The 25,584-nt window shown below is 41.9% G+C and carries 16 protein-coding genes; 13 read left to right on the top strand and 3 right to left on the bottom strand.

Going from position 1 to position 25,584, the window contains the following annotated elements; all coding sequences use genetic code 11:
• Positions 1–354: 354 nt before the first annotated feature.
• The 7 genes from AC0YN6_RS22930 to AC0YN6_RS22900 all read left to right on the top strand — a co-directional run bounded on the left by AC0YN6_RS22930 (position 355) and on the right by AC0YN6_RS22900 (position 15,086).
• A complete protein-coding gene (locus AC0YN6_RS22930; RefSeq protein ID WP_475749708.1) occupies positions 355–4,440 on the top strand; it encodes an S-layer homology domain-containing protein in 4,086 nt (1,361 codons plus the stop codon).
• Positions 4,441–5,000: 560 nt separating this feature from the next.
• Entirely contained in the window at positions 5,001–5,858 is an 858-nt protein-coding gene (locus AC0YN6_RS22925; protein ID WP_475749707.1) for a class II fructose-bisphosphate aldolase, read from the top strand.
• Positions 5,859–6,074: 216 nt separating this feature from the next.
• The gene (locus tag AC0YN6_RS22920) at positions 6,075–7,223 is read left to right on the top strand and encodes an amino acid deaminase/aldolase (RefSeq protein ID WP_475749706.1); all 1,149 of its coding nucleotides are present in this window, start codon (positions 6,075–6,077) and stop codon (positions 7,221–7,223) included.
• Positions 7,211–8,527, top strand: a complete 1,317-nt coding sequence (locus tag AC0YN6_RS22915) for a D-arabinono-1,4-lactone oxidase (protein WP_475749705.1) — start codon at positions 7,211–7,213, stop codon at positions 8,525–8,527. Before AC0YN6_RS22920 ends, AC0YN6_RS22915 begins: the two co-directional genes overlap by 13 nt.
• Positions 8,528–8,665: 138 nt before the next feature.
• On the top strand, positions 8,666–12,991 hold the full coding sequence (locus tag AC0YN6_RS22910) for a DUF7402 domain-containing protein (RefSeq protein WP_475749704.1): 4,326 nt from the start codon (positions 8,666–8,668) through the stop codon (positions 12,989–12,991).
• 445 nt (positions 12,992–13,436) lie between these two features.
• Positions 13,437–14,093: a glycosyltransferase gene (locus AC0YN6_RS22905; RefSeq protein ID WP_475749703.1), complete on the top strand. Its 657-nt coding sequence runs from the start codon at positions 13,437–13,439 to the stop codon at positions 14,091–14,093.
• 183 nt (positions 14,094–14,276) lie between these two features.
• Positions 14,277–15,086, top strand: a complete 810-nt coding sequence (locus AC0YN6_RS22900) for an SDR family NAD(P)-dependent oxidoreductase (protein ID WP_475749702.1) — start codon at positions 14,277–14,279, stop codon at positions 15,084–15,086.
• Positions 15,087–15,165: 79 nt separating this feature from the next.
• Here the strand turns inward: AC0YN6_RS22900 and AC0YN6_RS22895 are convergent, their stop codons facing one another.
• Positions 15,166–15,600 (bottom strand): VOC family protein, encoded by a 435-nt coding sequence (locus tag AC0YN6_RS22895; protein WP_475749795.1) that lies wholly within the window; start codon positions 15,598–15,600, stop codon positions 15,166–15,168.
• Between the two features lie 225 nt (positions 15,601–15,825).
• On the opposite strand from AC0YN6_RS22895, the gene AC0YN6_RS22890 reads away from it, so the two are divergent.
• From AC0YN6_RS22890 to AC0YN6_RS22880, 3 genes are all read left to right on the top strand, one after another.
• The gene (locus AC0YN6_RS22890) at positions 15,826–16,182 is read left to right on the top strand and encodes a GIY-YIG nuclease family protein (RefSeq protein WP_475749701.1); all 357 of its coding nucleotides are present in this window, start codon (positions 15,826–15,828) and stop codon (positions 16,180–16,182) included.
• Between the two features lie 156 nt (positions 16,183–16,338).
• The gene (locus AC0YN6_RS22885) at positions 16,339–18,285 is read left to right on the top strand and encodes an ABC transporter ATP-binding protein/permease (RefSeq protein WP_475749700.1); all 1,947 of its coding nucleotides are present in this window, start codon (positions 16,339–16,341) and stop codon (positions 18,283–18,285) included.
• Positions 18,285–20,093, top strand: a complete 1,809-nt coding sequence (locus AC0YN6_RS22880) for an ABC transporter ATP-binding protein/permease (RefSeq protein WP_475749699.1) — start codon at positions 18,285–18,287, stop codon at positions 20,091–20,093. Before AC0YN6_RS22885 ends, AC0YN6_RS22880 begins: the two co-directional genes overlap by 1 nt.
• A gap of 117 nt (positions 20,094–20,210) precedes the next feature.
• On the opposite strand, the gene AC0YN6_RS22875 is transcribed toward AC0YN6_RS22880, so the two are convergent.
• Together AC0YN6_RS22875 and AC0YN6_RS22870 are read right to left on the bottom strand one after the other, a co-directional pair.
• Positions 20,211–21,869: a sensor histidine kinase gene (locus AC0YN6_RS22875; RefSeq protein WP_475749698.1), complete on the bottom strand. Its 1,659-nt coding sequence runs from the start codon at positions 21,867–21,869 to the stop codon at positions 20,211–20,213.
• A 7-nt stretch (positions 21,870–21,876) separates the two neighbouring features.
• Positions 21,877–22,560 (bottom strand): response regulator transcription factor, encoded by a 684-nt coding sequence (locus tag AC0YN6_RS22870; protein WP_475749697.1) that lies wholly within the window; start codon positions 22,558–22,560, stop codon positions 21,877–21,879.
• Positions 22,561–22,819: 259 nt separating this feature from the next.
• Between AC0YN6_RS22870 and AC0YN6_RS22865 the strand changes: the two genes are divergently transcribed.
• The 3 genes from AC0YN6_RS22865 (at position 22,820) to AC0YN6_RS22855 (ending at position 25,552) form a co-directional block, all read left to right on the top strand.
• On the top strand, positions 22,820–23,797 hold the full coding sequence (locus AC0YN6_RS22865; protein ID WP_475749696.1) for a ring-cleaving dioxygenase: 978 nt from the start codon (positions 22,820–22,822) through the stop codon (positions 23,795–23,797).
• Positions 23,798–23,957: 160 nt separating this feature from the next.
• On the top strand, positions 23,958–24,299 hold the full coding sequence (locus AC0YN6_RS22860; RefSeq protein ID WP_475749695.1) for a zinc ribbon domain-containing protein YjdM: 342 nt from the start codon (positions 23,958–23,960) through the stop codon (positions 24,297–24,299).
• Between the two features lie 341 nt (positions 24,300–24,640).
• Positions 24,641–25,552, top strand: a complete 912-nt coding sequence (locus tag AC0YN6_RS22855; protein WP_475749694.1) for a dihydrodipicolinate synthase family protein — start codon at positions 24,641–24,643, stop codon at positions 25,550–25,552.
• The last annotated feature ends 32 nt before the right edge of the window (positions 25,553–25,584 follow it).

Genomic DNA, 25,584 nt, shown 5'->3' with positions numbered 1-25,584 from the left:
GTAAGAATGTTTAATTCATGTACTTATGGAGATAGGGCTGCCAAATGGCAGCCTTTTTCTTTATGTTTTAAATTCAAGTGAAATAAGGAATATGTTTACATGTGTCTCTGACGATAAAGCTGATTATCGAGTGGGTGGATGCACAATATCGGTCTGAGGTGCTTGGTGAGACGATTTAAATCGACGTTTTTAATTTACATAGATCTAAAGTTTCATTTTTTAAATATTTTGTGGATATATATCGGACTAGGTAGAAGGATTCATACATTTAGTGGAGAATTATAACAAGTGTTCAATATATGACCAAAATACCCAGAGGAGTGAATCAACATTTTTACACTAGGAAATAAACGCATGGTTTTATACGGGTTGCTCGCTTTAGTATTATTGCTGACCCAATTTCTCTCCCCGTTAAACAATAACTTTGTATCCGCCTCCCCACAGGAGTCCGCACAAACGCCTATCACTTTATCATTACCAGGCAAAGAAATAACAGAGTGGCAACTTGACGAATCAACAGGCTATATTTATGCAATTTCCCGAATGGCCAACCAATTATTATTTATTCGTTACAGTGATATGACCGTGCAAAAAACAATTAATATTGGCTCAATTCCGACTGGTCTAGTTGTTGATGGTGGTAAAATCTATGTTGGATTAGAAGGAGCTTATCAAATTAAAGTCGTAGACATTGCTTCTGGAGATATTGTACAGACAATAGCGACAGGTGTTAGTGTAAGCCAGCTGACGAAAGATGACCATTATATTTACTTCAACTCGTCAAACTCAAAACAATCAATTTATAAATATAATTTATCAGCTGGAGAGGTTAGCGCACTTCCGCTACCTACAGGAATATCTATCTATTACATTAAAGATTTGGATGTTAATAAGGAGAAGAATCTACTCTATTTAGCGGGCAACGTCTTTATAGCTGTAGATTTAACAGATACGACACAACTCAAATCTGAGATGGATCTGGGTGGCTATAACTTCAGGGCACCTATTATTGCTCAGGGTGACGATGTATTTTATGCATCTCATCGGTTTAACGCTGTAGATCTAACTGAGGTCCGAGGAATGTATACTAAATTTACAGAATATCATTATGATACGGTTCTACAGGTTCGAGACAACTTGGTTATTACCGATAGGAATATTTACGATAAAGAAAACTATCGAGTTTTAGCTAGTTTGCCACGGGAGTCCAGCTTGGCATTAATGGATTCGAATCAAAATGTATACACGGTTTCGAGCCAAACGATTTACAAGACGAAGGTGATTCTGCCAGCGCTCTCGTACGATGGTCATTCTTTAATGAATAATCGAGTAGAACTGCGCGTTCCGATTACAGACTGGGTATCGAACAGCGATAATATTTTTGCAATATCGACAGATAATACCATGCTCCAAATAAATAAAGAAACGATGACAGTTGATAAAGAAATTAATATTGGCTCAAAGCCGGTTGATATTAATATGGCTGATAACCAGCTGTATGTCGCAAATAATGGTTCATCATCAGTTGGGATTATTAATTCTGTTGACGTTACCGATTCGGCATCAGCACAGTTGTCTTCAAGAAAGCCAAAGATGGTTGCTGCATACGAGGATCAAATCTTTTTCATTTCTTCGGATTTTTCCAGAAGTAATAATACTTTAAATGTATATTCATCCGTAACTGATTCTGTATATGAAATTAAAAATGGATATTTCGGCATTAATGCTCAGATTATTAAAGTTGCACCAGAGGAGGGTGTGCTTTATGCTACTGACGGAAATAATCTGTACGGTATTGAACTGCAATATCCATATAAGATTCAGACTTTAGTCGATAATTTTCAATACAGTACAAGGACTCTTTTGGTGGATGGCCCTAATATATATGCAGGAACCAAAAAATATAGCAAAGATATACCCGCTCAGCTGCTTGCGACTTTCCCTGACCAGGTCATCTTCGCTAAGGATTCATATGCCTTTACTACAAGAGCTGTCTACGACAGTACATCTGCTGTAAAATTATTTGATTTGCCATTCACGACCAGTCTTGTTGATATGGATGAGTCTGGTGCAATTTATATAAGCAGGGTAACAGACCCTTATTATATGGATGACTCCGGTACAAAAATGATTTATAAGTTTGACTCATTAGATCAACTGAAGTCGTATATGGATAATTTCACACCGGGAGAAGCTGTCTTCCTAGATTATGATTATCAAGCAGGATTGGTATCGGGATTAGTTGTATTTGAACCTGCGAATTACGATTATGATGTGGATTCATACGAAATTTATTATATGGATGATCAGCTTAATATTGGATCATCTATGGGTACAGTAACTAAAGAAGATATGCTTGATGGGAAGTATTATTATGAGGTTTATGGTACTTATCCGCAGTCTAATCAAAAATATATAGCTATATTTGGTAAAATAAGACTTAACGAAAATTCGACTAGAATTTCTACCGGCTATAGTCTGGCTCGACTATGGGATACGCCGACGTATTTGGCAAATGATGTTTCGTTTACGGATTCAGACCCGAGTCCTAACAAAATCGGTGGAGTGTTTCAATGGAGTTCTGCGGACAAGGAAAATTCAGGTGATACCTATGAAGTTTATTTTGCAGGAATGGATGGTTTAATAGGTGATAGACTTGCCTCAGTGAATACAAAGCAAGCTACCTATAAAATCAATATAGCCTCGGGCACCTCTATTCCAGATGAAGCCTTGGCACTTGCTGTCATTTACAAGGATTCCCGAGGAGATCTTGGTCCATTATATCCAGTTGCTCCTATTTTGGACAGAATGACTCGTACGCCAGTCGAAGCAGATATAAAGATTAATAACAGTCCAGGTACAAGCAATGATTCGATTACTGTAAGTAATTTGAAGCCAAAAGAAACGGTTCGTATTTATTCTGATGAAGATGATTTACTGCATACTGCTGAGCTGCCTGATGGCAAGACAGAGTTAACTATTCTCACGAAACACCTGAATGCGAATGGCGGTTACATTTATCTATCTCTGCAGGATGAAGTAAAAGCTGAAAGTTTGGCTATATCGAAAGAATATTTAAAAGAAAACAACAGCGGCGGTGGCAACACTGGTGGTGGCAACACTGGTGGTGGAGGTACTGGCGGCGGCGGAGGCAACATAGGTGGCGGTGGTGGTGGCATACCAGGTGGTGGTGTCATAGGCGGTGGACCGGTCACTATTCCGCAGGGCGTTGCCGTTACTGTCTCGCCTGTAACGAACATCGAAGGCCGAACTACCGTAGTTGCTCAGGTAGGGGCTCTATCTGAGTATCTAGCGAAAAATAAAAGTGTTGAAGTTATTCCAATCGAGGTTAAATCGGATGACACATATACGGCTGTCGAGATTCAATTAAATGGAAAAGAACTGCTGAAAGTGGCAAGTGAACTAACCAATAAAACTTTTGAGTTTAAGAGCAAATTTGGAGCAATCCGAATGGGAGCAGAAGAAATTATTTCCTCCATAACAGATCAATCTATACTTAAAGTAAAAATCTCTTATATCTCTGATGAGCAGAAAAAGAATATTGAGAAAAGTACGAAAGAGCTTGGTATAACCAATATCGGGACGCCGGTTGAATTTGAGGTCGTAACGGTTATTGGCGAGAAAGTAACGGTTGTACAATCGGAGAATGCATATTGGGCTCACATCATTGAACTTGATCAATTACCCGCGAATATTGATATGGGAAGTATAGCGGGTGCTATGTTTGATCAAGCTTCGGGCACTGTGATTCCTGTGCCTTCGACATTTAAGAGTGAAAACGGAAAAATAATCGGCACCCTATGGAGAAAAGGGAATTCCTCTTACATGATTTTGCAAAAGGATGCTAAATTCACTGACTTGCCAGGAAATGTGGAAGCCAAACAAAGCATCGAAAAGTTAGCAAAGAGGTTTATTATTAATGGGTATGGAGATGGCACTTTCAGACCAGAAAAGGCTGTGACCAGAGCTGAGTTCGCTGCGCTGCTCGTTAGGGCCCTGGGTATTACTCCTCAGAATGGATCAGAATCTATATTTACGGATGTAAAATCGGAGAATTGGTTCTATAACATTGCCTCTGCTGCATCTAAAGCTAATCTGATTCGGGGATATGAGGACAGCTCATTCCAGCCACAGAAAACAATAACCCATTCGGAAATGATAACCATGTTAGGAAATGCCCTGAAATATATCCAAGAAGAAAATGTGATGAGTGAGGACAAAAAGAAAAAGGCTATTGATGCTCTGCAATTGAAAACAGTTGTGCCGGTTTGGATGGAGCAGTCATTGGCTGCGATCGCCGAAATAGGTGTCGTTCGCTCGAGCGATCAAGCCCTTCAGTCCTTGGACAGCAGCGCCACACGTCAGGAAACGGCTCTTTATCTATACCGTTTGTTAAAAGCAGTATCCTTTATCGACTAATGATTTGAGGTGTTTGGATAAGGCTAAGTGAAAGAGCCCTGTTCCAATGGGGCAGGCTCTTTCATTTTATACCTGTGATGAGCCTTTGCATAAGAGACAAGAGGTTAAGTGCCTTCATTTATAGTAAACTGGCAACAAAATTTGGCGGGCTTGAAGTAACGGTTATAGAAAAGGATAACAGTATAGCATAACAATGATGAAGACCGACCTCCGTTCCTTTAGGAAATCTAGGGTCGGTTTTTTAATGCTTTGGTGTGAATAGTTATTGTTCATTCATGAATAAAATTTGCTTTGGTGATGTACATAAATGTTTTCGTAAAAAAAATGAAGAAAAACCCTTGTGTAAGCGATTGCAGCTGGGAAGTGTTCGTTAATAAGGGGCAAAATGAGTTGATTTATTAAAGAAGAAAGATGTACAATAGTTGGGTGATTAATAAAGAGGTACAAGGTATTTAGAATGTTAATGGTTCTGACTATTACTTAGCGATAATCCTAACAATAGGATCAGACATTTACATGATATAAAAAATTGTTAGTTAAACTCTAAGGAGGATTTTAATATGGCATTAGTATCAATGAAAGAAATGTTGAACAAAGCGCTTAAAGAAGGATATGCTGTAGGTCAATACAACATCAACAACTTGGAGTGGACGCAAGCTATTCTAGGCGCTGCTCAAGAAGAGCAATCCCCAGTTATCCTTGGCGTTTCCGAAGGTGCTGCACGTTACATGGGAGGCTTCACAGTTGTAACTGCAATCGTGAAATCACTTATTGAAGAAATGAAAATTACTGTTCCTGTTGCGATCCACTTGGATCACGGTTCAAGCTTCGAGAAATGTAAAGCTGCGATCGATGCTGGATTCACATCCGTTATGATCGATGCTTCACACTCACCATTCGAAGAAAACGTAAAAACAACTCAAGAGGTTGTTGCATACGCTCATGAGCGCGGCGTTTCGGTTGAGGCTGAGCTAGGTACAGTTGGCGGACAAGAAGACGACGTTATTGCTGAAGGCGTAATTTATGCAGATCCTAAGGAATGCTTCGAGCTTGTTCAACGTACAGGAATTGACTGTCTTGCTCCTGCACTAGGCTCCGTTCACGGTCCTTACAAAGGCGAACCAAACCTAGGCTTCAAAGAAATGGAAGAAATTTGCCAAACAATTAAAATTCCATTGGTATTGCATGGCGGTACAGGTATCCCTACTAACGACATCAAAAAATCCATTTCGCTTGGAACAGCTAAAATTAACGTGAACACTGAGAATCAAATTACGTTCACGAAAATCGTTCGCGAAGTTTTGAGTGCAGATTCCGAAGCTTTCGACCCACGTAAATTCCTTACTCCAGGTCGCGAAGGAATTAAACAAACGGTTAAGGGTAAAATGCGTGAGTTCGGTTCTTCGAACAAAGCGTAAGGTTTTCTAAACCATATACAAAAAGAGTTATCTTTCAATCACCATTGGTGGGAGAAGGATAGCTCTTTTTTTTCAATATGAGTTGTTATGAGGTATTAATAAAAAGGATTCTAATCAAAAGCGATGAATATAATGTAAAAAAACGAGCAAGCGAAGAACGGAGAATGGCCTATTCTACTCCCTCAATATGAGCAATATAAACGGATTTTCGCGGAGGTGGCAAAGCCCTTTGCATATGTAAATCTTGATTTATTGGATGCGAATAGTAGAGCCATTGCAGCTGCGGCGGGTGACAAAAAGATACGTGTCGCAAGCAAATCCATACGGTCTGTAGACGTTCTTCGCCGGATCATCCATTCGGATGAAGTATATCAAGGCGTCATGTGTTATACGGCGAGAGAGGCAGCATTTTTACTTAAGCGTGGCTTTGATGATTTGCTTCTGGGGTATCCCGTTTGGGATAAGAATGAGATTTCAATTCTCTTACATGCTGCGGCTAGCGGCCGAATCATCGTATTTATGGTGGATTCTATTCAGCATGTGGAGCATATTGAGCAGCTTGCAGCTGCCATTGGTGTACAGGCATTGCTCTGTCTTGATATCGATATGTCCGCGAATTATCCCGGACTGCATTTTGGCATATGGAGATCACCGGTGACATCATGGCCGCAGGCAAAGCCGATTGTTGAACGGATTATGCGTTCGAAATGGGTGAAGCTGGATGGTGTAATGGGCTATGAGGCACAAATTGCGGGGGTGGTAGACGATGTTTCGGGGCAGTTAATAAAAAATAAAATCGTCCGTCAGTTGAAGCGGAGATCGATTCGAGAAGTAGCCATGAGGCGTGAGGAAGTGCTGCAAGGCATATCCGCTTTAGGAGGACAATTGCGCTTTGTAAACGCCGGGGGTACAGGAAGTATGGGCAGCTCTAAATTGGAACCGGGTGTGACGGAGATAACAGTAGGTTCCGGCTTTTATTCGCCAACACTGTTCGATCATTATGAGGGATTTCGGTATTTACCTGCTGCTGGCTATGCGGTGGAAGTAGTCCGGAAACCTAAAGCAGATATGGTTACCTGCTTGGGCGGGGGTTACACGGCCTCGGGAGCTGCTGGCACGGATAAAATGCCGCAACCGTATTTGCCTGAGGGTCTGAAGCTGCTCTCATTAGAAGGCGCAGGAGAGGTGCAGACGCCGCTTCGTTGTCCGAGCAGTATTACGCTCGAGCTGGGGGACCCGGTATTTTTCCGCCATGCGAAGGCAGGGGAATTATGTGAGCGGTTTGCCAAGTTGTACGCGATATCTGGAGAAGTCATTGTTGACGAGTACTTAACCTACCGCGGAGAAGGGGAATGCTTCCTATGATCGTGAACCGGAAAAGCTGGAGTAATTGGTCGGGATCCGTCACTGCAACTCCTGAGCTCATCAGATACCCCAAATCGATAAATGAGGTAGTAGAAATTGTTCGCAACGAGTGTATCGTTGGCGGACGGTATTTGCGTGTAGTAGGGTCAGCTCACTCCTTTACGGCAGTTGCTGCCTCAGATCAGGTACTCGTGTCGTTGGACGGTTTACAAGGAATTGTTAGTGTGGATGCCGCCGACAAGACGGCTGTTGTTTGGGCAGGAACGAAGCTAAAGCGGTTAGGTGAGCTGCTGCATGAGGAGGGACTTGCTCAAGAGAATCTCGGAGATATTGATGTCCAGTCGATTGCTGGTGCGATTAGTACGGGAACCCACGGATCTGGTGTGCGTCTAGGAAGTATAGCTACACAGGTTATTGGAATAACGGTTGTAAATGGCTTGGGAGAGGTGATGGAATGTACGCTGCAATCACATCCTGAGTTGTTTAAAGCGTTACAGGTTTCACTTGGCACGCTCGGTATTATTGTTCAGGTAAAGCTCCGTTTAAGAAACGCGTATGTACTCTCCTACGAGAGTAAACGTATGGGTTTAACGGATTGTTTGAAGCAATTGCCGGCACTGATAGAGAATAATCGACATTTTGAGTTTTTTTGGTTTCCTTATGCGGAGACTTGTCAGGTAAAGCTGATGAATGAAGCGGAGAATCCGATCTCGAGGAATAAAGTGCTTGAATATGTGAATGAGAAGTTGGTTGAAAACATGTTATTTGGCTTATTGTCGGAGTTTTGCAAAATAGTTCCCGCAGCGAGCGCTGCCATTAGCCGGATCAGCGCATCGAGTGTGCCTGTTATGACGAAAGCTAATTACAGCCATCGCATATTTGCGACGGAAAGAACAGTTCGTTTTCATGAAATGGAGTATAGCTTACCGAAAGAGGCAATGACGTCTGTCATCCGTGAAATGCGAGAAGCAATGGAGCGTGAGAAGTTCCATGTTCATTTCCCGATTGAGTGTCGCTATGTCGCTGCTGATAATATTTGGCTGAGTCCTGCCTATGGACGTGATTGTGCTTATATCGCAGTCCATATGTACAAAGGCATGCCTTATAAACGTTATTTTGAAGTAATGGAGCAAATCTTTCTTCGTTATGACGGAAGACCCCATTGGGGCAAAATGCATACACTTAAAGCTATTAATTTAATGAAGCGTTACCCGATGTGGCACAGGTTCGCAGAAATAAGAAAGCAGATGGACCCTAAAGATTTATTTATTAGTCCGTATTTGCGGGAACTATTTATTCGGTAAATTATGGTTGCTGAAATCATGGATAATGACGGGGTATTTGTCTTAATTTCACAAAGTATTGACTGATTCCTATAAAGATTAAGAAGGGAGCGAAGCTTATACTAACAGTTAAACGTTAATTAGGCGGTGAAAGAGGTTATGTCAGAAATTGATAATGAACTTCAAGTCGTTTTTATTAAGGAAGTTATGCAAACGCCCTGGATCGTTGAAGAGGACGGACAGCTCTATTCCGAAACGAAACTTTTCATCCAATGTTTAGAACCAATCGAGGTATGGTGCAAGGTTTGTGCTGCGGATAAACCAGTCCAGCTGGAATCGCTAGGTTTAATGCAGATAGGAATGAACGAAATCACGGTGTCCGTTCCTGAATTGGAACAGGAGTATGAAGACGTGGCATTTTATATATATGATCATTCATCCGGAACAGGAGAACCGATTGCTCATAAAGTCGAGATGCATAAGAAGCTTCGGCACTGGAAAATCTATATCGCTCACGATATGCACATGGATATTGGATATACCGATCATCAAGAAGATTTAAGGAATAAGATTTTTCCGTCTTTTTTGGACGATGCACTAAGTTATATCGAAGAAACAAAGTCATGGGATACGGACAGCAAATTCAGGTACCCGATGGAAGCCTCCTATTTGTTATATGGATCTGCTTGGCATGTAAGAGACGCAGATTGGGTGGAGCGTGTCAAAAGTGCTTTGGCTGAGGGAACGTTAACGTATCCGTCCAACTATGCACATTTTGTCATGGAGGCAATGGGTACGGAACAAACGGCTCGAGCGAACTATATTTCAGAACGACATTTGAAGGATAAGCTGGGTCATGAATCGAGTAAGGTGATGATAAAAACAGATGATCCCGGTATTTCTTGGGGTTCGCTTGATGCGCTTGCGGATGCTGGTGTGAAATATATGATGCTTCGCTTTAATGATCCGGACTGGGAAACGTGGTTTGGGACGACAAATTTGGCCTACCCGAAGTTGTTTTATATGAAAGGTAAAAATCCAGACAATAAGCTGCTTGTTTATGATGGACCCCGCTATGCGCTGGAGGAGTACGGTTTCGGTTTTAAAGAGTCGAACGACAGTCATAGGGTATTTGAAAATATTTCAGGAAAAATGCTGGAGCTGCAGACAGAGGATTACCCTTATGATGCCGTCATTCAGCAGTTTACGACCCCATGGGATAATAACGGGATTACGCCCGAGATTAAAGACAACATAAGAGCGCTTAACGAGAAGCGGGATGCCAAAGGTAGAAAATACGTCTATCCGAAGGTCATTTCGTCCACGACCAATGATTTTTTTGAATACATCGAGAAAGAATATAGCGCGCTCATTCCTGCATATCAGGGAACCATCGAAAGCTGGTGGGCATTCGGCCCGAGCTCCGCAGCGTATGAAGTTGGGATCAATAAGAAGAACCATGATAAACTGCCTCAAGCGGAATATTTTGCGACATTGGCAAATGTATTCGCACCTCACGTGAAATACCCCTATGAAGATTTACTGACAGCGTACGAGCATATGCTCTTATTTGATGAACATACATGGTCCCCAAATCCTCAGCTGGAGGATAACCAACAGTGGAATTGGAAAAGAAACTTAGCGATTTCAAGTGCTATGCTGACTGACAAACTATTGAGTCAATCTTTGGAGCATTTAAACAGGCTCATACCCGCGCAGGAAAATACAATTGTTGTACATAACACATTGTCATGGAGCAGAAGTGACGTCGTTTCAGTTGCTTGCAGCAGTCTGCCTGCGTATTTCAATATGATAGACACAACTACAGGTCAGGCTATTAGATACCAAATAAATGATGACGGCGAATTAATGTTTGCAGCGGATCAAGTGCCGGCATTTGGTTATAAATGCTTTAGGGTAGAAGCTTGTGCGTATGAACCAAAGTTTGAAACTTCCCTAATCGCAACAGATCGTACGTTGGAAAATCGTTATTTTAAAGTGACGTTTGGCGGTACCGGGGCTGTTATCAGTATTATTGACAAGCAGCATGGGAATATCGAAATGGTGGATGATCAAAGTCCTTACGCGCTCAACGAATTTGTATATCACACGACTAATCGATGCAGTGCAGAAATACGAACCACCCAAACGGTGGATATGGCAAGCCTATCTTCGTCCAAAGGAAACCTTATGGCTATTATGACCTCCGAAAGCTTCGGAGCGGGTGTAAAATCGATGAAACGAAAAGTGGTTTTGTATGAGGACATTGCAAGAATAGATATTTTTAATGAGGTAGATAAGAAGGAAGCGCCTTTATTCTATGCGCAGGACGAAGAAGGTTTCTTTATCTTTCCTTTTAAAATGTCAGAGTTCGAAATTCGTCATGAAATGCCTACAGGTGATTTTAGGCCGCATGGCAATGTAGATGCGAACAATGCGGAGCAAGAGCAGTTCTATAAATCATGTACCGATCATTATTCAGTCAATCGCTGGATCGATGTATCGAATAAGAAAGACTACGGCATTACGTTGTCACCGATTAATTCGCCGTTGGTTCAATATGGGAAACGAACATCCTATCAGAAAGATCCTACATACAGCGCCGCATCGCCTTGGATATTTAGTTACGCATTTAATAATAAGTGGTTCACAAATTTTCCGAAAACGCAGCCTGGTCCGGTAACCCTTCAATATTCAATCGTTTCGGGTCAAGGTCGCAACTGGAAAGAAAGACGAGTGGACCAATTCGGATGGGAAGCTGCGAATACACTAAGGACTGGTGTTATTGAGCAATCACAGGAAGGGCATGGGCTGCATACTGAAGAGGCCAGCTTCTTGAAGTTGAACAGCGACCATGTAGTGATGACTGCCGCCAAGATTGCCGAGGCCAACGGAGAAGGCATTATTTTAAGATTTAATGAAACGAAGGGTGAGGATGCTGTTTTTGAGGTGGATCTTACAACTTTCGCTCCTTCTCGTGTTATGGAAACGAACATTGTGGAGGAAGATGGCGCGGAGCTTGAACTTATAAACAATGTCGTAAAAGTAGAAATCAAAGCTCATGGGTGGAAGACGCTGCGTGTACTAGGAAAGATGGCTGCGCCTCAGGTTAAAGGAATCTCCGCTTTGATGAGTAAGGTTGGAACGCTCATCGAATGGGATGAGTTAGCAGAGGAGGGGCTTGCTTATTATGAGATATTTAGGGATAAAAATGAACACTTTCAACCGGGACAAGGGAATTACTTAGCTTCAGTCAGTAAAAATAGGTTTTATGATAAACAAGTGAAACAGGGGCTCAACAACATCTACTATTACCGAGTACGGGCGGTAAAGGCTGGGTGCAAAGGAGAGCCGTCCAGCACTGTGCAAGCTATATACCGCGAGGATAAAAATACAACGCCGCTCTTTGCGCCAAGCCTATGTACCGCAAGAGTATTAAGCAGCGGCAGGGTTTCTGTGGAGTGGGAAGCGAACCTAGACAATGCGAAGCTTGCAGGCTACAAAGTATACCGCAACGGCTATGAAATTATAGATTTGCCGGCAATTCATAACAGCCATTTGGATTTGTATGTCGTGGGCGGTCAGGAAATCAACTATTATGTCAAAGCGTATGATATCAACGGTAAGCTATCTCCTGCGAGTCAGTCGGTACAAGTTCGGACGCCAGAGGGGCCCGGATTCACCTATGATATTTCTGAAAAAGCAACCATTAGTGCATCTTCCTATACAGGGGAATGGAATAGCCCTGGTAAAGTAGTGGATGGCTGGATCGGATTAGTAGGCTATGGAGAGTGGGCATCACAAGGTGAGACTGAGCCATGGATTTCGTTTCATTGGGATGGAGACGTGACGATCGATACGATTATTATTGCTGATCGTCCGGATCGAGATGTAAGTGCCAACAAAGGAAGATTGGTATTCAGTGATGGAAGCGTGCTAGATGTTCCGCACATACCTGAGGATGGTTCATCCATCGTTCTGACTTTCAGTCCTAAGACAGTAAGGAACGTGAAATTAGAAATTACGGCGGGTTCAGGGAATAACGTAGGTTTATCTGAAATGCGAGTGTTCGCCGCCCCTATGGTCGCCATTCAGGGCAATGTTACAGTATCATCAACATTAGCTGCTGATTATGATGGTTTTTATGTAGTTAGCGGAATATCAGGGATACAACTACGTAACAGCTGGGTATCAAATGGTGAACAAAACCCGTGGATTATGATTGAGCTTGATGAGGAGAAATGGATCGATCACATTGATCTTTACGATCTGACGAGCCCTGCTAATAATGTGAATAAGGGAATATTAAGTTTTAGTGACGGAAGCAGCATAGAAGTATCAGAAATACCAAATGACGGGACTGTGAAACAAGTACAATTTTCGCCGAGGTCAGTCAAATGGGTCAAATTTCAGGTTACTGGTGGAGTAGGGGGAAATGTAGGGCTGACGGGGATTCATATTTTTGAGCTGTTTCATCGGAAATAGGTCTAAATTATAGACTAATCTTCGTCAAACTAGCCGTTTTGGAGAAATTAGTCTAGAAACTAGACTTAATTTTGCGTACAAGCTGCCGAATACGACTCTAAAGGTGCTGCAAACAAAAATAGATCTAAAATGTAGATTAATTTATAGCATATCAGCTCATTTCTCAAAAATAGGTTTAGATAATAGACTTATTGTCGTTCACGACACACTATTTAATGTGAATGCTTGGGCGGTAACTCCCGATACATTTACGATCGATTTATTGGCAAAAGGCTGTCCCCTATCAACAGGGGGCGGCTTTTTTTGTGCGCTTTGGAAGGGATGCGAGTTTCACATAAATGGCCATGCCAGTATTAAAGACTGTTGATGAATGAAAAGAGCGATTTAGTTCAGAATAATACAGCAAGATGAACATAAATCAGATGTTTAAAAGGAGAATGTGCAAATGAGAAGCCAGTTTACGAAGTTATTGTTGTTGTGTTCAATCCTCATTTCTAGTTTGGCACCATTAACGGCTGCAGCCGCAGGCAGGGAGCAAGCGGGTGCTCATAAGCAATGTGTGAATCTTTCCATGGTAAAGCTGAAAGAAGATTTAAGAAAGCTCTGGATCGACCATGTTGTGTGGACACGAGATTACATAGTTAGTGCTATTGCAGGTTTAGAGGATCAAGAAACAGTATTGAAAAGACTGTTAAGAAATCAAGATGATATCGGCAATGCGATAAAACCGTACTACGGCGAGGCAGCAGGAAATAAACTGGCCGAACTGCTGCGAGATCACATTCTTATTGCAGGTAAAGTTGTCGATGCAGCGAAAAACGGACAACAAGCTGAGTTCGAGAAATTTAATGCAGAATGGTATAAAAATGCAGATGATATCGCGAAGTTTCTAAGCGATGCTAATCCAAATTGGTCTGAGAAGATCATGCAGGAAATGATGCGCACTCATCTACAGTTGCTTACAGACGATGTTACCGCAAGGCTTAAAAAAGATTGGGATGCTGAAACAATCGCTTTTGATAAAGGTGAGCAGCATATGATTGATTTTGCAGACCTTTTGACAGTGGGCATAATCAAGCAGTTCCCAAATCAATTTAAGTGAAATGAACCATTGAAATCGCGTATTAAGCAAATAGGGGAATGTTGAAAATTGTGGTAACGTGTAAGGCTTATTCATTTAAGATGGTTGATAATGAATGAAATTTGATGTAGAATTTCTCATTGCTATCGGCCGGTAGCCTGACGTTTGAAAATACAACATGATTCGACATAGGAGGATTTCAAAATGGGGAGAGTAAGCGGTAAGGTTGCATTAGTAACAGGTGGAGCTTCAGGTATCGGATTATCGGCTGCCACTCTGTTGGCTAGAGAAGGTGCTAAGGTTGTTATTGCCGATTTTAATATAGATGCTGCAAAGGCAGAAGCTGAGAAAATCAAAGCGGAAGGCGGAGAAGCGGTTGGCTTCATGCTGGATGCTTCCAAAGCAGAGTCGATTGAGCAAGCTGTTGAGTTCACCGTTAGTCAGTACGGAACGATTACAGTTCTTTTTAATAACGTTGGTCTAACTAATTTGCAAAAAGATCTCGACGTTGTGAACATGGATCTAGATGAATGGGATCGTCTGATGAACGTGAACCTGAAGAGCGTCTTACTCGGCAGCAGATTTGCTATTCCACATATGATCAAAGCAGGCGGCGGCTCCATTATTAATACAGCATCTATGGCCGCTTTCGCATCGGATTCCATGCGGACTGCATACGGAACTTCCAAAGCTGGAGTTGTAAACCTTACCCGTTACATTGCTTCACAATACGGCAAAGACAAAATTCGTTGTAATGGCGTTGCACCAGGGCTGATTCTAACTCCTGCAGCTAAACGGAATATGACACAGCCTGTACTGGATATCTTCGAGAAATACAACGCGCTTCCTTATCATGGCGAGGCTGATGATATTGGGAACACGGTTCTGTTCCTAGCTTCTGATGAATCGAAGTTTATCACAGGGCAAACGATTGAAGTAGAAGGCGGTCATTATATCGGCAATCCGAGTATGGCTGATTTCAAACAATTGATGGCAGCATCTCAGTCTAAGTAAGTTCCAACCGGTTCAACTGGAAAATGAAATAAGAAGAGGCAAACACTCCTTATAACAAATAAGGGGAGTTTGCCTCTTTTCATTTGTCGGTTACTTCCTGCCAGACATTAAATTTGTTTCCGTCTATGTCTTTAAATTTAAACTGCAAGCCACATCCGCCATGGTCTACAAGGGATTCGACCTCCGCTCCATGTTCACGAAGTCGCTTATGTAGCTCTACGATGTTATCTACTTCAAAAGTTAGTGAGAACATTTCAAAATTTTCTCCATCCCATTGGTCCGTGGTGAAGTTTGCAGTCTTATTGCCCTTTGATTCGAGTAGAAACAACCATTGCCCGTCACCTAAAATCAATATAGAGCCTTCTGGGTTATGCCTTATTAGGCCGAAGGTTTGCTCATACCAATCAGAGGCAGTCTTCAGATTAGTTACAGGCAAGTAATTGCAATGCACCTTTTTTAGTAATGGCTTTTGCAGCTGTTGTTGTTTTTGTTCTTGCTCTGACTCTTTTTTCATCAAAATCAGTTTCTCCTTTCGATTCTGATAAGCATCACAAGCATATGGACATATATATTCGTGAAGATGAAAAAATAACCTTTTTTTACAATGGTTTAAAGAGGCAATACTAAATATCAAGACTTCTCATTACAATTAATTTCCCTCTAACTCCCGTCACCAATGGTTTCTAGTTGAAATTTGTGTTAATATTTATACCTAAATGGAAAGAGGAAGTGACCGATTATGATAAATATAACGATTCCAGCGCCGGACGTGACGATTTCAAAACAAAGGAACCCCGAGCTGAGCAATATTTACGGCTTTACTGATTTTCACCTGATCACTCGGGAAAAGGGCGGTTTTTTCGCATTTTACAACGATAAGGACGAGCTGTTGTTCGTTGGAAAAGCAAGAAAGTTAAGACCTCGTATCAAAAAGCATTTCGAGGATACTGTATCTGTTATGAAGGATCATCGAAATGAAGTGACCAAAATTGAGGTTTATGTCAATGAGGATGCTGTAGATCGGGAGATTTACGAAACGTATATGATTAACACTTTTAGAGCAAAGTACAACGTGGAAAAAGTGTTTTTCAAGTAAATAGAAGTAAGAAATCAGGAAAACAATGAGTACAGTCATGAGGACTGGGCTTGTTGTTTTTTTTTTTGCCTATGCAGCAGAAAATACGCCGCCATCTGACTGACACATTGTCCCCTTATAGTATAGATATATTACAGGAAGATAGGAGATATAAATATGTTCGAAATGAAAAATGTATCCCGATTATTTGGCCAGGAGTATGCGCTCAAAAACATATCTCTTGAGATCAAGGGAGGACTAAACTTTATTATTGGCGCCTCAGGGAGCGGGAAGACGACACTTCTCAAGATCCTTTCTGGATTGGATCAAGATTTTACAGGAGAAGCCTATTACAAAAAACAAAGCTTAAAAACACTTACGACAGAGGAGAAAAGTGAGTATTTTAACAAAAAGATTGGGATTGTGTGGCAAGAGTTTAATTTGATCGAGGACTTAACTGTGTTTGATAACATTAAAATGCCTCTTTATTTGAACGAAACCGTATCCGACGAACAAATAACTAAAATAATGAAACAGTTAAAAATTAATGAACTCGCCAAGCAGAAGGTGAGAACGTTATCTGGCGGACAAAAACAGCGAGTCGCTATCGCAAGAGAGCTTATGAAAAATCCTGAAGTCATCATTGCAGATGAGCCTACAGCGGCACTTGATCCGAAGTCTGCCAGCATTATTGTTAGCATTTTAAAGCAAATCGCCAAAACGCGAACCGTAATTATCGTTACGCATGATACTTCGATGCTTGATGAGCATAGCAGTATTTTTGAGATGGATAAGGGTGAACTGGTTTCCGCAAACAGTATAGAGCAAGGGAAAATGAAAACGACACAGAGTGTAACCAAGCCAGCCCTGTCATTAAAGCGAGCGTTATCCGTATCCTTAACAAATGTAAAAAGTAAAATGAGCAGATATGTCGTACTAGTCTTAGCCATACTTGTATCCAGCAGCTTTTTGTTGATGAATACATCCGGCAGCATACAAAACACGAGTCAAGATGGCTTTGATGAGCTGTATGCGGCTATGGGCGAGGGGCTCTTAGACATTGATATTGCTGCAAAGTTCATTAGTGCAAGCGGTGCAAGCGGGTCGGATGGAGAGCAAAAGCCGAGTGTTGATGTCGATCAGGATATAGCAGGGCTATACGATAAATATTTGAAGGATGAACGTGTGGAGCATGTCGTATTCGCCCAAGCGGTGAATAACATCACGTTAGTTGTTGATGGCAAAGAGCACAAAATTGAAGGCACGAATAATGTCCCTGTGTTTAAAAAGCTTTTAGCTGGAAAAATGCCGATGGGTGATACGAATGAAGTGGTTGTCTCAAACAGCTTGGCAGATGTTTTGGGTATCACAGCGGATGAACTGATCGGCAAAACGATAGATCTTAGAGGGACCTTATTCAATTGGGATTCAGGGGAGCCTGTTGAAATGCCCGTAGGGACAAAGACCCAAATAGTCGGTGTGGCAGATACAACAGCTATATACGAGTATAACGGAGAGATCAAGCAATACCCAGTGAATGATTCCTTCTTCTTCAGCAAATCATCGGTTATCGAGATGCGAGAACAAGCAAATATGGCTTCCAAAACGTCTAATTTCTCGATGAGAGCGAATAGCCCAGAGGATATGATTGCACTGAAGGACGAGCTGCTCGCAGATGGGATTGTTCCTAACGGCAGATTTGAGCTTGTGGAGGACATGGTTCGACTAAATGAGCAGGCTAAAGAGCAATCGGGATCAGCTGTCATTGTCATTAGTATTCTTGCTCTCGTCGTTTCGCTTGCCATTTCGTTCATGACGGCAGCTATGCGTAAAAAGGAATATGCGATTTATAAAATAAACGGGTACAGCAATAGCAGCCTGATGAAGATTTCATTTGTAGAGTATCTGGTTGTTGCGATAGCAGCGATGGTATTATTCATCATCACTTCACCGCTTATCAACATGGCTATGAAATCATTTACAGGCTTCGTTATTTTAAATGTTCAAACCTTCGCAATTGAAGGCGGGCTGATCATCCTAGTAGGTGCCCTGTGCGGGATGGTTACATCGATGGTAATTCCAACTGTGAATTTGTTTAAATCTTTAAAGTCAGGTGACAGATAATGATAAGCGTAGAGGGAATTACAAAAAAGTATGGTGACCAAACGATTCTAAATCATATCGACTATACGTTTCGGGAGACGGGGATCACCTGTATCCTTGGAGCATCAGGCAGCGGCAAGAGTACCTTGTTAAACATGCTTGCTGGATTTGATACGAATTATAAGGGAGCCATTACGGTATGCAATGAGGAAATTACAGTAATGTCTGCTGCTGAGCTTTGTCAGTTTAGGCAAAAGCATATTGGATTCGTATTTCAAAGCTATAATTTAATAAGCGGTTATACGGTGCTCGAAAATATTATGCTTGCTGCGGAGCTAAATGGGAAATCGGAGCAACAAAACCTTGAAACAGCTTTTACTCTAATAAAGCAGCTCGGCATTGAGACGAAAACAGAAGAAAAAGTGGAAAACCTGTCGGGCGGCCAAAAACAACGTGTGGCGATTGCCAGAGCTCTTGTCAATGATCCACAAATTTTATTTGCGGATGAACCAACGGGAGCGCTCGATCGCGAGCTGTCCAATCAGATTATGGATATTTTAAAAGAGATAGCTCGGGATCGGCTGGTCGTTGTCATTACCCATGATAAGAAGATATGCGCGTGGGCGGATGAGGTCATTTCGATTGTGAATGGGAAAATCGAAGTTGTTTCATCACTAGCAGCACAGGCGAACGCAGCAGTGCAATCTAAGGTACAGCATCGTAATGATGGTGCGGCCAAGGTTTCTATTTGGAAGCGTGCAGTTAAAAATTTTAGAGTACATCTAGCTCGCTATATAATTGTAAGCTTGGTCATTGCTCTCGGAATATCGTTATTTATTGTATCTCTTTCATCGAGCAACATTATGAGTCAATCCATTACGGATTTCAAAGAGAAAAACACTGCGTTTAATAACGGCTATATTGCGCTAAATGAGAAGCAGGATCCGTTCAAATTATTAAGCGAGGATCAGAGAATTGAAAATGTTTATTATCAGTATGTGCTAAAGGACTTATCTCTTACGCTTAAAGATGAGACGGTTAGCTTAAAAGAAAAAATACCGATGCCTAAAGCGACCGAAAATATGTCTTATGGCATCATGCCGCGGTATGGGGAAAATGAAATTTCGATTACACCGAGTGTCGGTAAGAAATTTTCGGCTAACATCCATGAGTTAATTGGTGAGAAGCTAATACTTGATTACAAAGGAAGCAGTGTCACCTTAACTATCAGTGGAATTTATAACGCAGGTTATGATGACTTTTTCATTAGCTCTGATTTAGAGCGATCCATGTATGATGGCAGCGGTGAAGAGAAACCATTTTCTGTTTCTTATGATGTGATAAGCTTTTCGGACATTGTACCTGTAACCGAAGAGTTGGAGGGTAAGAACATAGCCGCCAAAACGGCTGTGGAGCAGGTCGCTGCACTCGAAAATACGTTTAACAGCTTAAAGAAGCTATTTTTTGCTGTATCTGTTCTGATATTAACGATCGCATTATTCATCAGTATCGTATTGCTCGCCAAACAAACGAATGCTCGTTACCGCGAAGTCGGGATTTTATCTGCACTCGGCTATAACAAGGGTTGGATTAGAGGGATTTTATCGGTCGAAAATATACTTTTAGCCTGCACTTCAACGGTTTTAAGTATAGGTATGTTCTTCATCATCAATTATATTTATAGCCTAATGTTAGGGGGCAGCATGATCATACAGCCCGTACAAATTGCAATTACCGTCATTTCTACATTCATCATTATTTTGTTATTAAGTACGATTGTAAGTCGCAAATTAATCGCTGCCGAGCCGGCGGAGGCGCTTAGGAAGTGAAGTGTTACTTAGTATTATTGGGTGATGCTAAAAGATGATGTTCTCGTAAACGAAAACAGTCTAAATCCCAGAACGAAAGGGGTTTAGACTGTTTTTTTAATGTGGCTTACTGCGTAACTAAGCTTGATGCTCAAGAGGAAGGGTAATATAGAAGGTTACACCATCCTCCTCATTGATCACGCCGTATTCACTTTCATGACGTTGCAATATAGCTTTGACGATGGACAAGCCGATGCCTGTTCCCCCAAGTGCGCGGCTGCCCGAGCGATCTGCTCTATAGAAGGTGTCCCATATATAGGGCACATCCTCTTCGGGAATCGGCCTGCCTTCGTTGTTAAGCTCTAACCGTACAGACGAGTGCTCAGACTTTACCCTTATTTCCAGACGTCCATGAACGGGTACATGGCGAATCGCATTGCTCAGCAGGTTGATTAGTACTTGCTCCAACCGCTGTCGATCTGATCGCACCCACAGCTCTTCCGCATCCAGCCCAATCAGCTCGGGTTGAAGCGATTTCTCATTCAAGAGCGGCGCTAATTTAATGAGTACGGAGCGGATCGTTTCTTGAAGCGGGACCTTGGACCATTGCAGCGCAAACCGGCCGCTCTCCAGCTGGGACAAGTCCAGTAAATCAGTGACAAGACGGGCCATTCGATCCGATTCCTCGATAATAACACCCGCATATTTATCTCGTTTCAATCCATTGGCTACATTGTCTTGAAGTGCTTCTGCATAACCTTGGATTAGACTGACCGGCGTTTGCAATTCATGCGACACGCTGGCTACGAATTGTCTGCGCAGTCGTTCAAGCTGCTTTTCTTTCTCAATTTCGGCATGCAGCTTGGTGTTTGCTTCCTGCAAATCGGCCATCGTTTGCTGTAAATTTCGAGCTAGACTGTTCATCGTTCCCGCAAGTTGACCTATTTCGTCCTTCCGGTTAATATGTACCGCTGCGGTGAAATCAAGCTTTGCTAACCGCTTTGCCACTTTGTTCAGTTGAATTAGCGGCGATGTAATCGTGCGTGATAGGAAATAAGCAAAAAGTAAAATCGGGATGGCAGCCAGCGCATAAAAGTAAATATAAAATCGGCTCATCACTTGAACGGCGTCGCCGACAGGCTGGAGTGTGGCTAGTGCAATCAGATAAGCATCTCCGCCGATATGATTGACCGCGTCCGGCAGCTTCACTGCGGCAAACAGCATATTCTCGTTATCGGGATCAAAGGAAGTTATTCTCGTAACAGTTACCTGCCCTGTTTTGGATAGGGGGCTGAATCGGTCGGCATCTTGCAGCCAAATGCTTAAGGCTGCAGATAGCTGTCCACTGTAAGGGTTAATATAGGTTGCCGGGATGAGGGGCTGAGCTTCTATACTCTTATCATCCGCCGGCTGCTGGCTGTTCGGCGGTGAATCAGAATGAAAAGAAATATCGTAATTTGGCTGTATGATTGAGGGTGTCACAGGAACAGCGGGTATAGCATTATAGCCCCCGTCGTACACTTCGATTTTATTTCCTTGTTTGTACAATGTGGCAGTTAAGCCGTAAAAGCGCTGTTCGAAGTTTACGACCTCTGTAGGCTTTTCGTTCAAGTTATAGACGCCGCTCGCGTACTTATCATATAGTTGTTCCAATTGATTAGACAGCTCATTAGACTTCTGCTGGATGTAAAAGGTCCCAAAAAATTTAGTCTGAAGCACCATCCATAAGAGGATGAACATCATTAAAGCGACTAAGGTAAGCCAAAATAGTTTGAAATATAACCGCTCTCTTTTCATTATGACCTCATGTCTTATTTTGATATTTGTAACCATTGTTCCGTACGGTTTGGATGCAGCCTGCTTTGTCCCCGAGTTTTTTGCGAAGACGTTTAATTTGTGTATCTACCGTGCGGACATCGCCGAAATAATCAATTCCCCATAAGCGGTCCAGTAATAGATCTCTTGATAAGACGCTATTCGGGTGTTGGGAGAAAAATAGCAGCAGCTCATATTCCTTCGGTGACAGTTCCAGCAGCTTGCCGTAAAGATACACTTCGTGAGCCTGTTCGTTAATTTCCAAGTCCTGATGTTTCTTTGTCTGTGCCGACCCTTCTTGAGCATACCACCGGCTGAGAAGCGCCTTGATTTTGGCGGTTAACACTTTGGGGCTAAAGGGCTTGGTTACATAATCGTCAGCTCCAAGCTCGTATCCATACAATTTATCTTCTTCCTCAGATCTAGCCGTTAGCATAACAATGATGGTCTGAGAATGACTGCGCAGCTGTTTGCATACTTCAAAACCATCGATGCCGGGCATCATGACATCCAATACGACTAGATCGGGAGGGGTGCGGCGCACATGTTCAAGCGCTTCATAACCATTTGCAGCTTGTATAATATTAAAGCCCTCTTCTTCCAAATAATCTGCAACCAATTCTCTCATTCTGGGCTCGTCTTCGACGATTAGTATTAAGGGCTGCTTCACCATAATGGATTCGGTCTCCTCTTTATGCTTTATCTCGTTTAGTTCTCATTGGATATAACCATTATGGAGGAAAATGTTATAAGAACGCAACGCGGACACTGTGGATTGTATTTCCCATGGGTATCATACTCATGTGTTGACAGAAGAAAATAAACCTGATATATTTATCTTAAATTAAAGATAATTAAATTAAAGATGATTATAGCGTACGGTATTTAATAAAGCAGCACGGGTAAGCTAAAATCGAAATGGAGGATTTACAATGAATCAATTAAAAGGAATACATCACGTAACAGCTATTACAAGCAGCGCAGAGCGCAATTATGAATTTTTCACGTATGTTCTAGGCATGCGTTTAGTCAAGAAAACCGTGAACCAAGATGATATTCAAACGTATCATTTGTTTTTCTCGGATGATCAAGGCAACCCGGGTACAGATATGACATTTTTCGATTTCCCACATATTCCGAAAGGCGTACATGGTACGAATGAAATATCAAAAACTTCTTTCCGAGTGCCAAGTGATGCAGCTCTGCAATATTGGGAGCAACGCTTCAATCGTCTAGAAGTGAAGCATACAGGCATTCAAGAGATGTTCGGCAAAAAAACGCTATCCTTCGTTGACTTTGATGACCAACAGTACCAGCTCATTTCGGATGAAAACAATAAAGGTATAGCTTCAGGAGTGCCATGGCAAAAGGGACCGATTCCGCTAGAATTCGCGATTACTGGTTTAGGTCCAATCTTTATTCGTATCTCTAATTTCGAAAATTTCAAAGCCATGCTTGAAAAAGTGCTGCTCTTTAAAGAAATAGCGAAAGAAGGCTCATTCCATCTATTTGAAGTTGGCGAGGGTGGAAACGGGGCTCAAGTCGTCGTTGAATACAATGCAGTGCTTCCTCAAGCTCATCAAGGGTTCGGAACTGTTCACCACGTGGCATTCCGTGTCGAGGACCGCAGCGTATTAAACGAATGGATTGATCGTCTAGAGAGCTTTAGATTGCCATCGTCAGGGTATGTGGATCGACATTTCTTTCAATCCTTGTATGCGAGAGTTGCTCCCCAAATTTTATTCGAATTTGCAACGGATGGCCCAGGATTTATGGGGGATGAGCCTTATGAAACGCTTGGGGAGAAATTATCTCTGCCCCCGTTTTTAGAGCCGCAGCGTGAAGAAATTGAGAAATTAGTTCGTCCAATTGATACCGTGCGCAGTACCAAAGAATTGATTAAAGAATAATAAAAGGAATACGGTAAGCAGCAAACGACCCCAGCTTCATAGAGAAGTCGGGGTTATTTGTGTCATATATGGTGGAATGATTACTGATTATCCAATATACTTGTAGATGCTCCTTCAAGGAGAGCTTGATTCATTAATAACGAATGGAGGACATAAATAGATGTCTAGCTTGCCAAATTGCCCGGCATGTAATTCAGAATACACCTATGAAGATGGAAGCCTTCTGATTTGCCCAGAATGCGCCCATGAGTGGAGTTTACAATCAGAATCCGAGAACAATGATGATATACGGATTATCAAAGATGCAAATGGAAATGTGTTAAACGATGGTGATTCTGTCACTGTAATAAAGGATCTTAAAGTAAAAGGAAGCTCACTCGTCATAAAAATAGGTACTAAAGTGAAAAATATTCGTTTGATCGAAGGCGATCATGATATTGATTGCAAAATTGACAGCTTCGGAGCGATGAAGCTAAAGTCCGAGTTTGTGAAGAAGATTTAAATTTTTAAGAAAAAATAGGCAGAGCGCTATTGTTAAGCGGTCTGCCTATTTTTTTTGTGGAATGGGTCCGAAATAATAAACGATAGCACACGCCCTGCTTGAACGTAGATTGCTAACGAAATTAGGGTCTGAATAGTAAAAGAAAAAGTGATCCATAATATGTTTCATACGGGATGAACCGGCCTTATCTACGACTAGCTTTGAACCGATTTTCAATGGAAAAAAATGTGGTGAAACTTTTTTTCTTAATTTAAATAATGGTGAAAATAATTTACAACATTCAAATTCTATGATATGTTGTTTGTGCCTAATAAATACTATTACATCAGGAGGGGATTTCATTGAGATTAGAAAAGTTCCATGGAATCATACCGGCGTTTTATGCTTGCTATGACGATGAAGGAAATATCTCAGAAGCTCGAACCAAAGATTTATGTGATTATTTGTATGAAAAGCAAGTACAAGGGGTCTATGTCGGTGGTAGCTCAGGAGAATGTATTTATCAAAACTTGGACGAGCGTAAAGCGGTACTCAGCTATGTAGCTGAACATTTGAAAGGTAAAATGACGCTTATCGCGCATGTCGGCGCACCTTCAACAAGAGACAGTGTTGAACTTGCTAAGCATGCGGCAGAACTCGGTTATGATGCGCTATCAGCGATTCCGCCTATTTATTTTAAGCTTCCAGATAGTGCGGTTTATAAATATTGGAGCACGATTATTGATGCAACGCCTTTGGACTTTATTATTTATAACATTCCGCAAACAACGGGATATACGTTAACGCCATCATTGTTTGAGAAACTTCTGGCAAACAAAAAGGTCATTGGTGTTAAAAACTCCTCAATGCCAACGATGGATATTGAACGCTTCAAAAGAGTTGGCGGAGACGATGTAGTTGTATTCAACGGACCGGACGAGCAGTTTGTCGCTGGAAGAATCATGGGCGCTGATGGAGGAATAGGGGGCACATACGGGGCAATGCCAGAGCTGTTCTTGCAAGCCAATCTATTTATCCAGCAAGGCAAATTCAATGAAGCGAAGAGTCTTCAAAGTGATATCAATGATATTATAATTGCGCTCTGTTCAAGACAAGGATCTATGTACGCAGTGATCAAAGAGGTTCTGAATAGAAGAGGCGTAAATATAGGCAGTGTGAGAGCTCCGCTTGAAGGTATAACGAGTGCAGATTCGGGACCGATTGATGACATTATAAAAATGATCGATCAAGCAATCGAACGTTACTGCGTGTAATCATAGCAAACGCATAGGGTCAAAGTCATAAG

This window comes from Paenibacillus sp. J22P15, from assembly GCF_056269345.1.
The sequence above is the reverse complement of the archived record's forward strand: the minus strand, read 5'-3'. Positions and strand labels throughout refer to the sequence as shown.